12 protein-coding genes are annotated in these 14,168 nt (G+C 68.7%); 9 read left to right on the top strand and 3 right to left on the bottom strand.

Annotated features, from left to right (window positions below; all coding sequences use genetic code 11):
- The first annotated feature begins 103 nt into the window (after positions 1–103).
- Positions 104–397: a DUF4193 domain-containing protein gene (locus PTQ19_RS08140; protein WP_179410744.1), complete on the top strand. Its 294-nt coding sequence runs from the start codon at positions 104–106 to the stop codon at positions 395–397.
- A 99-nt stretch (positions 398–496) separates the two neighbouring features.
- Here PTQ19_RS08140 and PTQ19_RS08135 read toward each other — a convergent pair whose 3' ends face one another.
- Positions 497–976 (bottom strand): DUF3093 family protein, encoded by a 480-nt coding sequence (locus tag PTQ19_RS08135; protein ID WP_224817878.1) that lies wholly within the window; start codon positions 974–976, stop codon positions 497–499.
- Positions 977–979: 3 nt separating this feature from the next.
- On the opposite strand from PTQ19_RS08135, the gene dut reads away from it, so the two are divergent.
- The 5 genes from dut (at position 980) to dxs (ending at position 7,849) form a co-directional block, all read left to right on the top strand.
- Positions 980–1,429, top strand: coding sequence for a dUTP diphosphatase (gene dut, locus PTQ19_RS08130; protein ID WP_274366976.1), 450 nt, complete (start codon positions 980–982; stop codon positions 1,427–1,429).
- The gene (locus tag PTQ19_RS08125) at positions 1,426–2,013 is read left to right on the top strand and encodes a DUF3710 domain-containing protein (RefSeq protein ID WP_274366975.1); all 588 of its coding nucleotides are present in this window, start codon (positions 1,426–1,428) and stop codon (positions 2,011–2,013) included. Before dut ends, PTQ19_RS08125 begins: the two co-directional genes overlap by 4 nt.
- Positions 2,010–2,771: a DUF3159 domain-containing protein gene (locus PTQ19_RS08120; RefSeq protein ID WP_374222177.1), complete on the top strand. Its 762-nt coding sequence runs from the start codon at positions 2,010–2,012 to the stop codon at positions 2,769–2,771. Before PTQ19_RS08125 ends, PTQ19_RS08120 begins: the two co-directional genes overlap by 4 nt.
- A gap of 177 nt (positions 2,772–2,948) precedes the next feature.
- Positions 2,949–5,783 (top strand): aconitate hydratase AcnA, encoded by a 2,835-nt coding sequence (acnA, locus tag PTQ19_RS08115; protein ID WP_206820481.1) that lies wholly within the window; start codon positions 2,949–2,951, stop codon positions 5,781–5,783.
- A 122-nt stretch (positions 5,784–5,905) separates the two neighbouring features.
- A complete protein-coding gene (gene dxs / locus PTQ19_RS08110; protein ID WP_274366974.1) occupies positions 5,906–7,849 on the top strand; it encodes a 1-deoxy-D-xylulose-5-phosphate synthase in 1,944 nt (647 codons plus the stop codon).
- Between the two features lie 13 nt (positions 7,850–7,862).
- On the opposite strand, the gene PTQ19_RS08105 is transcribed toward dxs, so the two are convergent.
- Positions 7,863–9,329, bottom strand: coding sequence for a glycerol-3-phosphate dehydrogenase/oxidase (locus tag PTQ19_RS08105; protein WP_274366973.1), 1,467 nt, complete (start codon positions 9,327–9,329; stop codon positions 7,863–7,865).
- Positions 9,326–9,934 carry a TetR/AcrR family transcriptional regulator gene (locus tag PTQ19_RS08100; RefSeq protein ID WP_274366972.1) on the bottom strand — a complete coding sequence of 203 codons (609 nt, stop codon included), beginning with the start codon at positions 9,932–9,934 and terminating at the stop codon, positions 9,326–9,328. Before PTQ19_RS08100 ends, PTQ19_RS08105 begins: the two co-directional genes overlap by 4 nt.
- 20 nt (positions 9,935–9,954) lie before the next feature.
- Between PTQ19_RS08100 and PTQ19_RS08095 the strand changes: the two genes are divergently transcribed.
- The 3 genes from PTQ19_RS08095 to PTQ19_RS08085 are packed head-to-tail and all read left to right on the top strand — an operon-like array spanning position 9,955 to position 14,124.
- Positions 9,955–11,595 (top strand): FAD-binding oxidoreductase, encoded by a 1,641-nt coding sequence (locus tag PTQ19_RS08095; protein WP_274366971.1) that lies wholly within the window; start codon positions 9,955–9,957, stop codon positions 11,593–11,595.
- Positions 11,592–12,512, top strand: coding sequence for a diacylglycerol/lipid kinase family protein (locus PTQ19_RS08090; RefSeq protein ID WP_274366970.1), 921 nt, complete (start codon positions 11,592–11,594; stop codon positions 12,510–12,512). Before PTQ19_RS08095 ends, PTQ19_RS08090 begins: the two co-directional genes overlap by 4 nt.
- Positions 12,505–14,124 (top strand): GMC oxidoreductase, encoded by a 1,620-nt coding sequence (locus tag PTQ19_RS08085; RefSeq protein ID WP_274366969.1) that lies wholly within the window; start codon positions 12,505–12,507, stop codon positions 14,122–14,124. Before PTQ19_RS08090 ends, PTQ19_RS08085 begins: the two co-directional genes overlap by 8 nt.
- Positions 14,125–14,168: the final 44 nt, after the last annotated feature.

Here is a 14,168-nt window from a genome sequence, read left to right as displayed (position 1 = left end):
ATTTGCGAAACGCTCCGCATTCGTGCAAACTATGGCCGCCGTACACCCGAAACGGCACCTCCCAACCCACCCCTCTTGTACCACGGAAGTGGAGACCCACCGCATGGCAACCGACTACGACGCACCCCGAAAGAGCGAAGACGACTCCGAGTCGATCGAAGCACTCAAGGAGCGTGTGCCGAACACCCAGCCCGGCGCTGGCGATGTCGAGGACTCGGACAACCCCACGGGGTTCGAGCTCCCCGGTGCGGACCTTTCAGATGTGGAGCTCGACGTCGTCGTGCTCCCGGCCCAGCAGGACGAGTTCACCTGCATGAGCTGCTTCCTCGTGAAGCACCGCTCGCAGCTCGACCATGAGGGCCCGGAAGGTCCCATCTGCAAGGAATGCGCCGCCTGAGGCACTTTCCTTCGACCGACCGCGCCCCGGCCTGACTGGCCCAGGGGCGCGTTCTGTTTCCCGGGGTCTGCGGTCCGACCGCTGCCGAGACCGCCGGGCTCAGGCTGCGGCGCGCGCGTCGCGGATCGCCGCCGCGAGGCGGTCGGGAGTGCGCGTCGAGAGAGTCCAGCTGCGCATCGGGTCGGCCGGGTCGGTCACCGGCACCACGATGACGCCATCGATGCCGCCACGCAACAGGTGCCAGCCGTCGCGAGCGATGTCACGGGTGCGACGATCGCGCGCGTCATCGCCGACGAACTCCTCGGGCTCACCCAACCAACGGGCGTCGATGTGCGCCCGCCCGGCGTGCAGAACAGTGCCGACCACCCGGAGCTTCGGCGAGAGCACGATGCTCAGTGAGACCAGGACCAGCGAGACTGCGGCGCCCAGCAGGAGTGCGAACTCTGCACCGACCGGCACGAATACCAGTGACACCATGGGGCCGGCCAGGGCGATCGTCACCAGCATCCACAGGCTCGGCGTCAGCCGTTCGCGGTAGGTCTCGCTCGTGGCACGTTCGGTGTTCTGCATTAGCCTCATGGGGTGACTCATTCCGTTACTGTTCCCATTATCGCCGCGAACGTCCCGGCTTACGCCCACCCGGGGGATGCCGGCGCCGATCTCGTCTCGACCGAGGCCGTGCGGCTCGAACCGGGGGAGCGGGCGCTGGTGCCCACTGGCGTCCGCGTCGCCCTGCCCGAAGGCTACGCGGCCTTCGTCGTGCCGCGCAGCGGACTTGCGGTGAAGCACGGCATCACGGTGGTCAACACTCCGGGCACCGTTGATGCTGGATACCGCGGCGAGATCAAGGTGACCCTGCTGAATACCGACAGCAAGCAGGCGTACGATGTGGCCGTCGGTGATCGGATCGCACAGCTGATCATCATGCCTGTCGTCCAGGCACGGTTCGAACCCGTCGAAGCCCTGCCGGACAGCGTCCGCGGCGACGGAGGTTTCGGATCCACCGGCTATACCCAGGGAAAGAGCGAATGACTGAAGAGATCGAACCCACGCTGAAGTCTGCGCCGGCCGATCGTGCCGAGGCGGGTCCTTTTGACGACTCCGAGGCGAACCCCGTACGCCCGTACATCGACCTCGGCGGCATCAAGGTGCTTCCGCGTGAGGGACTGAACCTGCGTCTCGAGGTCGAGGAGCAGAGCAAGCGCATCGTGGCCGTCGGGCTGGACTACGCGGGATCCACGTTGCAGGTGCAGCCCTTCGCCGCACCGCGCACCCGCGGACTGTGGGATGAGACCCGCGTGCAGCTGCGCGACCAGATCCGCAACCAGGGTGGACGCGTCGAGGAGCGTGAGGGGCCGCTGGGCAAAGAACTGCTCGCCGAGGTTCCGGCGACGGCGGCCGAGGGGGCCGGTATGCGTCTGGCGCGCTTTGTCGGCGTCGACGGACCGCGGTGGTTCCTGCGCGGCGTGATTGGTGGGGACGCGGCATCCGACCCCGCGGCCGCCGAGCAGGCCGAGGATCTCTTCCGATCCATCGTCGTGGTGCGCGGTGGCTCGCCGATGCCGCCGCGTGATCTCATCCCGCTGAAGATGCCGTCGACGCCGGGCGCCGCGTGACCGATCCGGGGCGCGACTCGAGCGATCCGCCGGCATCGAGCCGAGACGCCGAAGAGGCGGCCGCCGGCCTGACGCCTCCGGAGCCGTCCGCGGCCGAGATGATCGGCACGGCGCTGGGCTCGGCCGCGCGCCGCGCGGGCATCGACCCGGATACCGAGCAGACCACCGGCCACATGGTCTGGCAGGTCATCGGCGGCTGGCGCGGCGTCATGGAATCGGTGCTGCCTCTGCTGATCTTCGTCGTGACCTACACCACGACTCAGCAGCTGCTGCTGGCACTCGGACTCTCGGTGGGTATCGCGGCGGTTTTCGCTATCGTGCGCCTCGCGATGAAGTCACCGCCGGTGGCCGCCTTCTCGGGGCTGATCGCCGCCGTGATCGCCGCCGGGCTCCCGCTGTTCACCGGTCGGGCCGAGGACCAGTTCGTCATCGGGTTCATCACCAACATCGTGTATGGTCTGGCGTTCCTGGTGTCTGCGCTCGTGCGCTGGCCGATCATCGGAATCATCGTCGGTTTCCTCGTCGGCGAGGGCGTGGCCTGGCGACAGGACGCCCGCAAGCGCCGCACCTTCGCGTGGCTCTCCGCGGCGTGGGCGGGGCTCTTCCTGTTGCGTCTCGGATTTCAGCTGCCGTTCTATTTCGAAGGGGACGTGGCGACACTCGGCACCGTGAAGCTCATCATGGGGCTGCCGCTGTTCGCCGCGCTGCTTGCGACGACGTGGCTGGTGACACGCCGGCTCTACGTCGATCGCGGCTAGCGGCTATCGGGCTCATGGTCTGCTAGATTTATCTTGATATCAAGATAAAATTCGGGCTTTCGGCGAGGGCTCCTGCGGCGCACACTGGTAAGGCACACCTTGCTAGCCGCGGCGCGTCCTTGGCGAGCAAGATGGAACCGCCTGTCGCTTCCATCAGATTCAGAAGGAGACGTATTCGTGTCCACGGTGAACAGCTTCGGTGCCAAGAGCACCCTGACGGTCGGCAGCACCGACTACGAGATCTTCCGCGTCGACACGGTCGCCGGTCACGAGAGACTCCCGTTCAGCCTGAAGGTTCTGCTCGAGAACCTGCTGCGCACCGAGGACGGCGCGAACGTCACCAAGGCGCAGATCGAGGCGCTCGGATCGTGGGACGCCGCCGCTGAGCCGAACACCGAGATCCAGTTCTCGCCGGCCCGCGTGGTCATGCAGGACTTCACCGGTGTGCCCTGCATCGTCGACCTCGCCACCATGCGTGAGGCCGTCACCGCCCTGGGTGGCGACGCCAACAAGATCAACCCGCTCTCGCCCGCCGAGATGGTCATCGACCACTCGGTCATCGCCGACCTCTTCGGTAGCGAGAACGCCCTCGAGCGCAACGTTGAGATCGAGTACGAGCGCAACGGTGAGCGCTACCAGTTCCTGCGCTGGGGCCAGACGGCCTTCCAGGACTTCAAGGTCGTGCCCCCGGGCACCGGCATCGTCCACCAGGTCAACATCGAGCACCTCGCCAAGGTCATCTACGACCGCACCAACGGCGGCGTTCTGCAGGCCTACCCCGACACCTGCGTCGGCACCGACTCGCACACCACCATGGTCAACGGCCTCGGCGTGCTCGGTTGGGGCGTCGGCGGCATCGAGGCAGAGGCGGCCATGCTCGGCCAGCCCGTGTCGATGCTCATCCCGCGCGTGGTCGGCTTCAAGCTCACGGGCGAGATCCCCGCGGGCGTCACCGCCACCGACGTCGTCCTCACGATCACCGACATGCTGCGCCAGCACGGCGTGGTCGGCAAGTTCGTCGAGTTCTACGGCGCCGGTGTGGCGTCCGTTCCGCTGGCCAACCGCGCCACGATCGGAAACATGTCGCCCGAGTTCGGCTCGACGGCGGCCATCTTCCCGATCGACGACGTCACGCTCGACTACCTGCGCCTGACCGGTCGTACCGACGAGGCCGTCGCGCTCGTCGAGACCTACGCCAAGGAGCAGGGCCTCTGGCACGACGCGGCCAACGAGCCGGTCTACAGCGAGTACATGGAGCTCGACCTCAGCACCGTGGTGCCCTCGATCGCCGGCCCCAAGCGCCCGCAGGACCGCATTCTGCTGTCCGAGGCGAAGGAGCAGTTCGAGAAGGACATCCTGAACTACGCCACGCCGTCGACCAGCGAGGACATCGTCGACCTCGAGTCGAAGCACTCGTTCCCGGCATCCGACCCGGGTCAGGTCCCCGGCGAAGAGGAGCCCACCACGCGTCCGGTGCACATCAACAGCGGTGCACCCGCGCACGCGTCGAAGCCCGTGCCGGTCACGACGCCCGCCGGTGAGCAGTACATCCTCGACAACGGTGCCGTCACCCTGGCCGCGATCACCTCGTGCACCAACACGTCGAACCCCTCGGTGATGATCGCCGCGGGTTTGATCGCCCGCAAGGCGCTGCAGAAGGGCCTCAAGCAGAAGCCCTGGGTCAAGACCACGCTCGGCCCCGGCTCGAAGGTCGTCACCGACTACTACGAGAAGTCGGGCCTGAACAAGGACCTCGAGGGCCTCGGCTTCTACACGGTGGGCTACGGCTGCACGATCTGCATCGGAAACTCCGGTCCGCTGATCGATGAGGTCTCGGCCGCGATCAACGACCACGACCTCGCCGTCACCGCCGTGCTCTCGGGTAACCGCAACTTCGAGGGTCGAATCAGCCCCGACGTGAAGATGAACTACCTGGCCTCGCCGCCGCTCGTCGTGGCCTACGCGCTGGCCGGCTCGATGCACTTCGACTTCGACAACGACGCCCTCGGCCAGGACGCCGACGGCAACGACGTCTTCCTCAAGGACATCTGGCCCGCGCCCGAAGAGGTGCAGGAGATCATCGACTCGTCGATCTCGCGCGACCAGTTCATCAAGCAGTACGCGACCGTCTTCGACGGCGACGAGCGCTGGACGAGCCTGCCCACCCCGACCGGCCCGGTCTTCGAGTGGGACGCCGACTCGACCTACGTGCGCAAGGCGCCGTACTTCGATGGCATGACGATGGAGCTGACCCCGGTCACCGACATCGATGGCGCACGCGTGATGGCGACGCTGGGTGACTCGGTCACGACCGACCACATCTCGCCCGCCGGTGCGATCAAACCGGGAACGCCGGCTGCGCAGTACCTCACCGAGCACGGCGTCGACCGCAAGGACTTCAACTCCTTCGGTTCGCGTCGCGGAAACCACGAGGTGATGATCCGCGGTACGTTCGCGAACATCCGCCTGAAGAACGCCATGGTCAAGGCGGTCAACGACGGCCAGCAGATCGAAGGTGGCTTCACGCGCGACTTCACCCAGGCCGGTGGCCCGCAGGCGTACATCTACGACGCCAGCATGAACTACCAGGCGCAGGGCACCCCGCTCGTCGTGTTCGGTGGCAAGGAGTACGGCTCGGGCTCGTCGCGTGACTGGGCCGCCAAGGGCACCACGCTGCTGGGCGTCAAGGCCGTCATCACCGAGAGCTTCGAGCGCATCCACCGCTCGAACCTGATCGGCATGGGCGTCGTCCCGCTGCAGTTCCCCGCCGGTGAGTCGTGGGAGTCGCTGGGCCTGGACGGTACCGAGATCATCTCGATCAGCGGTCTGACCGAGCTCAACGAGGGCAGGACCCCGAAGACCGTCAAGGTCACGGCCGTTCCGAGCGAGTTCTCGCCCGAGGGCAAGCAGCCGGTCGAGTTCGATGCGGTCGTTCGCATCGACACCCCCGGTGAGGCCGACTACTACCGCAACGGCGGAATCCTGCAGTACGTGCTGCGTTCGCTGGTCTGATCCAGCGTCCACGACGAGGGCTCGGATGCTTCGGCATCCGAGCCCTCCGTCGTCCCGCGATAGACTGGAGCGATGCGCACGCCCACTGGTGTCGCGTGAAATCGAGTCGCGGAGGCGCCTACATGCCGATCCTGCCGGGCATCACCGGTCCTCGGGACCTCGACGGTCTCTCCACCGAAGAACTTGCCGAGCTCGCTGACGAGATCCGGGCATTCCTGGTCGAGAACGTCGCCCGAACGGGCGGTCATCTGGGGCCGAACCTCGGCGTCGTCGAACTGACGATCGCGCTGCACCGCGTGTTCTCGTCGCCCGATGACCCGTTCATCTTCGACACCGGGCACCAGTCGTACGTGCACAAGCTGCTCACCGGGCGGCAGGACTTCTCGCAGCTGCGCTCGCGCGGCGGACTGGCCGGCTACCCGCAGCGCTCCGAGAGCGCCCACGACGTCGTCGAGTCCTCGCACGCCTCCAGCTCGCTCAGCTGGGCCGACGGTATCTCGCGCGCCCTCACCGCGACGGGCCGCGCGGATCGGCACGTCGTGGCCGTCGTCGGCGACGGAGCCCTCACCGGTGGCATGACGTGGGAGGCACTGAACAACATCAGCGACGACAACGATCGCAACCTCGTGATCGTCGTCAATGACAACGGGCGCTCGTATGCGCCCACCATCGGCGGCATGTCGCGGTACCTGAACCGAGTGCGCACCGCCAGCACGTACCGTGATCTGCACAAGCGCTCCGACCGGTTGTTCCGGGCGTTCGGGCCCTTCGGGCGTGCGATGTTCCGCGGTGTGCGCGGTGGTACCCATGGTTTCCTCTCGCGGTTCACCAACAATGCCGCGCTCTACTCGAACCTCGACATCAAGTACCTGGGGCCCGTGAATGGGCACGACATCCCCGCGCTGCTGGAGACGCTGCAGCTGGCCAAGGACTTCGGCGCACCGGTGATCGTGCACGCCATCACCGAGAAGGGGCGCGGCTACCAGCCGGCCCGTGACGACGACGCCGACCAGTTCCACGCGGTCGGGCGGATCGACCCGAAGACGGGCGGATCGCTGTCGTCGTCATCGGGGACGTCCTGGACGTCGGTGTTCGCCGATGCGCTGGTCGACGCGGGCGCACGCGATGACAAGGTGATCGCGATGACCGCGGCGATGCTGCGACCGACGGGACTGGCACGCTTTGCCGAGCGGTTCCCAGACCGGGTGTACGACGTCGGTATCGCCGAACAGCACGCGGTCGCCTCGGCCGCCGGGCTGGCCTTCGGTGGTCTGCACCCAGTGGTCGCCATCTACGCCACATTCATGAACCGGGCGTTCGACCAGGTGCTGATGGATGTCGCCCTGCACCGCGCGGGCGTCACGTTCGTGCTCGACCGGGCCGGAGTGACGGGGCCGGACGGCCCCAGCCACCACGGCGTCTGGGATCTCGCCATGTTGCAGATGGTCCCCGGCATCCGCATCGCCGCACCGCGTGACGGTGAGCGTCTGCGTGAAGCGCTCGACGAGGCTGTCGCCGTCGACGATGCGCCCACGGTCATCCGCTACCCCAAGGGTGACACGCCGCATGAGATCGTCGCGGTGGAGCGCCGCGCGGACGGCACCGATGTGCTCTTCCGCGGCAGCACCGAGGACGTGCTCATCGTCGCCACCGGTGCGTTCGCTGAGCTGGGGCTGAAAGCCGCGCAGAGCCTCGAGACGCACGGAATCGGCGTCACGGTCATCGACCCGCGGTGGGTGATCCCGGTGCAGCAGTCGGTGATCGACCTCTCGGCGCGGCACCGTCTGGTGATCACGCTCGAAGACGGTATCCGCGCTGGAGGTATCGGCACACGCGTGCGGCAGGTGCTGCGCGAGTCCGGCGTCGACACCGCCGTGGATGAGCTGGGGCTCCCCGATGAGTTCATCGACCACGCGACGCGTGACGAGATCCTCGCCGATGCCGGTCTGACGGTCGAGAAGATCACGGCGGACGTCATCGCGCAGATCGGTGGTACGCGTCTTCCCGTGGCGAAGGCCGCCGAGCAGACCGACGCGATCGACGTTCCACTGAGCGATCGTCGCTGAGCGAACCGCGCCGTCAGGCGTCGAGTTCGGCGAGTGTTTCCGAGACGATCCGCTCGACCTCGGGCAGGCAGCGGCGACGGTCGTCGTCGACCAGACCGATCCGGGTGCGCCGATCGAGCACGTCGTCCGCGCTGAGCGCGCCCTCCGCGCGCACCGCGAACACGACGTCCTCGACGCTCACGTTGAGGGCGTCGCCGAACGGACGATCGGATGCCGCGGGCGGGCCGGCGACCAGGCGCAGCGTGGAGGTGCATGACGGGCGGATCTCGCCGCCCAGGCGCGTGCGCACGGCGTGGTCGACGGCATCCTGTGCCATGCGGCGGTAGGTCGTCAGCTTTCCGCCGAGTACAGCGATGGCACCCGAGGGAGTGTCTGTCACAAGATGACGCCGTGAGACATCGGCGGTGGAGCCCGAGCCGCTGTCGATCAACGGGCGCAGTCCCGAGAATGCGCCGCGCACACTGTCGCGTCCGATCGGGGTCGCTAGCACGCGGTTGAGTGTGCGGAGCAGAAAGTCGATCTCATGCTCGGCCGGTTCCGCCACCAGAGGGACTGGCCCGGGGGCGTCCTCATCGGTCAGCCCGACGATCACGCGGCCGTGCTGCTGGGGGAGGGCGAACACGTAGCGGCTGATCGAGCCTTCGTGCGGAATAGTGAGTGCGGCAGTCGGGCCGCCGAGGTCGGCCGCATCCAACACGATGTGGGTGCCGCGGCTCGGGCGCACGGTCAGTGTGTCGTCGAGCGTCCCCGCCCAGACGCCTGTGGCGTTGATCACGCTGCGCGCACGAATCTCGAACCGTTCGGCGGTGAGGGCGTCTTCGGCGGTGATGCCGTCGCGTCGCAGCTGCAACGCGCGCACGCGCGTGAGCACCCGGGCGCCATGGGCGGCCGCTGTCCGTGCAACGGTCGTGACCAGTCGGGCATCGTCGACGAGTTGCCCGTCGAACGAGAGCATGCCGCCGCGCAGGCCGTGATCCTCCAATGCGGGGACGAGGCGGCGTGCGGTGTGAGCCGACACCAGACGCGGACGGGGCAGCACCGAGCGGGGTGTGCGGGCGCGCATTCGCAATAGATCACCGATGCCCATGCCGAACGCGCCTGCCGCCCGCTGCCTGGCGGTGATGTCGGTGCTGAAGGGCAGCAACTGGCCGAGGGGACGGATCAGGTGCGGCGCGATGCGGGTCATCAACAGATGGCGCTCCAGGGCGCTCTCCTTGGCCGTGGCCAGGTCGCCGGTGGCGAGATAGCGCAGGCCGCCGTGCACGAGCTTGGAACTGAAGCGACTGGTGCCGAAAGCGAGATCGTGCGCTTCGATCAGGGTGACGCTCAGACCGCGCGAGGCCGCGTCGAGGGCGACGCCGTTGCCGGTGATCCCGCCGCCCACGACGACGACGTCGACGGTCGTCTCGGCGACCTCGGTCAATTCGCGGCGGCGTCGCGCGGCGTTCAGATCGGCGGTGCGGGTGGCGGCTGATGTCATGGGCGCAGGTATCCGTCCAGCGCCGCGCGCAGCTCGTGCTGCCAGGCCGCCTCGTCGATGAGCTCGGCGACGGTGCCGTGCGAGAGCACGGCGGATTGGGCGATCAGCAACAGCATCACAGCCATGTCATCGGGGGAGTCGCCACGTACGTCGTCGCCGTGCTGTGCGCCGCCGATGGCTGCGGCCAGCCATCGCAGGATCCTGCGCTGACTCTGGCCGACGCGCTGCAGCGTGTAGCGCGTGAACGATTCGGGTTCGTCGGCGAGCAGTCGCGCGTACACCGCGTCGGCGCGGAACCGACTGATGAACGTCAGGACGCTGTCGACGAGTTCGGCGCGCGAGCGCACGGGATGGGGAAGATCGTCGAGGATGCCGATCACGCGTCGCAGCAGTGCCGAGCGCACCACGTCGTCGGCGTCGTCCCAGTTGCGGTAGATCGTCGGTCTGCTGAGACCGGCGCGCCGGCTGAGCTCGGCGATGGTCAGGCCGTGCACACCGCGGCGCTGCAGGAGGGCATCCGCGGCATCGAGGATGCGGGTCTGCGTCGCATCCCATTCCGGTGACGAAAGCGCGGCGGATCCGCCCGTTGGTTGACGTTCTTCCATGATCTGTCACACTGTAACGCATGGACGATGTGAAGCCCAGGGAGACCGGACCCGCTCCGAGCGACGCACCTCTGATGCGCTGGAACGGCTGGGGCGATCCCGCCAAGGCGAAAGACCTCTCTTTCGCGGTGCGCAGCCTGATCCCTTTTCTGTTGGGGCGCATTCACCGGCCCGAGCCCGCCGCGACCCTGGCCGAGGTTCGGCTACCCCCATCCGCGCTCGAGCACGATGACCTTGCAGCGCTGCGCGATGTCGTCGGGGCCGAGCACGTCGACACGAGCGCCGAGGCGCGCATCCGGCACGCGGGCGGGCGCTCGACGCCGGACCTGCTGCGTCGTCGCGCGCACGATCAGAATGCCCCGGATGCTGTCGTGCAACCCGCGGATCATGCCGAGGTCAGCGCTGTGCTGACTGTCGCCGTCGAACGCGGCATCGCCGTCATTCCGTACGGCGGCGGTACGAGTGTCGTCGGCGCCCTCGACCCCGAGCGCGGAGCGCAGCGCGCCGCTATCAGCCTCGACCTGCGCCGACTGAGCGGACTGCTGCGGTTCGACGAGGTCAGCAGCGAAGCGGTGCTTGCTGCCGGAACCACCGGGCCCGTCGCCGAAGAGCTGCTGGCCGCCGTGGGGTGCGAACTCGGGCACTTCCCGCAGAGCTTCCGGTACGCGACGATCGGCGGATTCGCGGCGGCCCGGTCGTCGGGCCAGAACTCCGCCGGCAACGGCCGCTTCGACACCATGGTCACCGGACTTCGCGTCGCCACCCCGACCGGCGACATCGAGTTGGGGCGTTCGCCGGGCTCGGCGGCCGGCCCCGACCTCATCCGGGTGTTCCTCGGCTCCGAGGGGATCTTCGGGGTCATCACCGAGGTGCGCGTGCGCGTGCATCCGATCCCGCGCGACCGCGTGTTCGAATCGTGGACGTTCCCCGACTTCGCGTCCGGGGCCGACGCGCTGCGGCGCGTCGCCCAGGGCGGGGGCGGCCCGACGGTGATCCGGCTGTCGGATGAGGCCGAGACCGCCGTCAGCCTCGCCCAGGTCGGCAAGATCGGCCGCGCCTTGGCCAAGGGCGCGAGCGCCGTGACCGTGTACGAGGGCGACGACATCGCTGCCCGGCGTGCGCGGGCGAGCGAGCTGATGCGCGCCGCCGGCGGAACCTCCTCCGGAGAGGGCGCGGCCGAGGACTGGCTGCAGACGCGCTTCGACGGCCCGTACCTGCGTGACTCGCTACTCGATGCCGGCGTGTTCTGCGAGACGCTCGAGACCGCGACGACCTGGTCGAACCTGGCCGGCCTGCGACAGGCTGTCGAGGACGCCCTGCGGCAGGGATTCTCGGATGCCGGTGCCAAGAGCTACGTCATGTGCCACATCTCGCACATCTACCCCACGGGCGCGTCGCTGTACTTCACCGTGCTGGCCGGGGTGCGCGGCGACCAGCTCGCGGTCTGGGACGGCATCAAGGCGAACGTCAACGACGCGATCATCTCGGCCGGCGGGACCATCAGTCACCACCATGCCGTCGGTCGCGATCACGCCCCCTGGCTGGCCGAGGAGATCGGCGAGACCGGCATCCGCATCCTGTCCGCCATCAAACGTGAACTCGACCCGCACGGCATTCTCAACCCCGGTGCCGTGATCGCACCGCGCGGGTCGGCGACGTGATCCCGGTGCGCCGGGTCGCGGTCGTCGCCAACCCGCAATCCGGCAAGGGGCGGGGCCGTCGGGCAGCCGACGAGGCGATCGCGGCGCTGCGCGCCGACGGTGCGCAGGTGCAGGTCTACTCCGGCGGTTCACCGGCCGAGACCCGGCGCCTGGCTGAGGAGGCCGTGGCAGAGAAGCCGGATGCCCTCGTGGTCGTCGGCGGGGATGGCACGCTCTCGGGCATCATCGATGTGCTCGCCGCCGCCGAGGTGCCGATCGCTCTGGTGCCCGCGGGGACCGGCAATGACCTCGCCCGCGCGCTGGGGCTGCCACGCGGCGACGCGACGGCCGCCGTGAGCGTGGCGGTACGCGGCCGCACGCGCCTGATCGACGTCGGCGAGGTGCACAGCGAGGGCAGGACGACACCGTTCCTCTCTGTCGCCGCCCTCGGCTTCGATGCCAAGGTCAGCGACCGCACCAACCGGCTGCGCTGGCCGCGAGGCGCTCTGCGCTACTACCTGGCGCTGCTGATCGAACTGATCAGGCTGCAGCCGATGGACTTCCGCGTCGACGTCGATGGCGGACCTCAGGCGGCTGCGCCCGGCACTCTGATCGCGGTCGGCAACACCGCTAGCTACGGCGGGGGGATGCCGGTGTGCGCCGGTGCCGTTCCGGACGATGGCGCTCTGGACGTCGTGCATGTGGTTCCGCTGACGCGACTGCGTCTACTCAGACTGTTCCCGCTGCTGCTGCAGGGCCGTCACCTCACCCGCCCGGAGGTGATCCACCGGCGCGCCCAGCAGGTGAGCGTGTCGGCGCCGGGTCTGGTGGTCTACGCCGACGGCGAGCGCGTCGGCGCGGGGGAGTGCCGCATCACCGTGCGGCCCGCGGCGCTGCGTATGCTCGTGCCGTTGAGTGAGGGGGAGTCGGATGCCTGATGTGGACGTCGCCGTGATCGGCTCGGGCTTTGGCGGATCGGTCGCGGCGCTGCGACTGAGCGAGAAGGGCTACCGGGTGCGGGTCATCGAGGCCGGCCGCCGGTTCGAGGATGACGACTTCGCGAAGACCTCGTGGGACGTGCGCCGATACCTGTGGGCACCGGGAATCGGATGCCACGGTGTGCAGCGCATCCATCGGCTGCCGCACGTGATGATCCTCGCCGGCGCGGGCGTCGGCGGCGGGTCGCTCAACTACGCCAACACGCTCTACGAGCCCGGGGCGGCGTTCTTCGCCGACCCGCAGTGGCCTGCCGACGTGCGCTGGCAGGACGAGCTGTCGCCGCACTACGCGACCGCGAAGCGGATGCTGGGTGTGGTCGAGCACTACCCGCACACCGGGCCCGTCGAACGCATCATGCGCGGCGCCGCCGCGGATCTCGGCGTCGAGGACAGCTTTCGCAAGGCACCCGTCGGCGTGTTCCTCGGCATGCCGGGCGTCACCGTTCCCGATCCCTATTTCGACGGTGCCGGACCCGCCCGAACCGGGTGCACGCTGTGCGGCAACTGCATGGTGGGGTGCCGCGTCGGGGCCAAGAACACCCTGATGAAGAACTATCTGGCCCTCGCAGAGCGCCAGGGCGCGATCATCGAGCCGATGCGCACCGTGACGGACGTGCGCGAGCACCCGTCGGGCGGCTTTGTCGTCACCACCCAGCGCAGCGGTGCCTGGTTCCGGCGTGACAGGCGAACCCTGCACGCCGAGCAGGTGGTGTTCGCCGCGGGCACGTGGGGCACGCAGCAACTCCTGCACCGGATGCGGGCATCCGATGCACTGCCCGCCCTCTCCGGGGCTCTCGGGCGCCTCACCCGTACCAACTCGGAAGCGCTCGACGGTGCCGTCGCGGCACGCGTGCCCGAGAGCGCCGGCCTCGCCGACGGGGTCGCGATCACCACCTCGTTCCACGTCGATGAGCGCACCCACGTCGAGAACGTGCGCTACGGGCCGGGATCGAACCTGATGGGCGCGCTGGCGACCGTTCTGGTGCCGGGGGACCGGGGCCTGCTGCGACGCTTCGGCGCCGTCGTGGGCCGCGTGCTGCGGCATCCGATCCGGCAACTGCGGCTGGCCTCGCTGCACCGCTGGAGCGAGCGGGGGATCATCGCGCTGGTCATGCAGACCGCCGACAACTCACTCACCCTGTCGCTCAGGCGACGCTTCGGCCGTCGGGTGCTGACCAGCGCACAGGGACACGGCGAGCCGAACCCCACACACCTGCCGCAGGCGCATGCCGCCGTCGAGGCGATCGCCCGGCGGATGCAGGCCGAGACCGGCGTTCGCTCCGAGGCACGGGGGTCGTGGCCCGAAGTCTTCGGCATCCCGCTGACCGCGCACTTCCTCGGCGGCGCTGTGATCTCCGACAGCCCGGAGCAGGGCGTCATCGACGCCTACCACCGGGTCTGGGGGTACCCGGGGCTGCACATCGTCGACGGGTCCGCCGTGCCCGCCAACCCGGGTGTCAACCCGTCGCTGACGATCACGGCCCTCGCCGAACGAGCCCTCGCGCACTGGCCCGAGCGCGGTGACCGCGACACCAGGCCTGCGCAGCGCTGAGTCCGGGAATCCTCGCCGGAACGACGAAGCCCCGCCGACTGCAA

This window comes from Microbacterium esteraromaticum (assembly GCF_028747645.1).
GTDB classification, from domain to species: domain Bacteria; phylum Actinomycetota; class Actinomycetes; order Actinomycetales; family Microbacteriaceae; genus Microbacterium; species Microbacterium esteraromaticum_C.
This window is presented reverse-complemented; position numbering and strand designations above follow the sequence as displayed.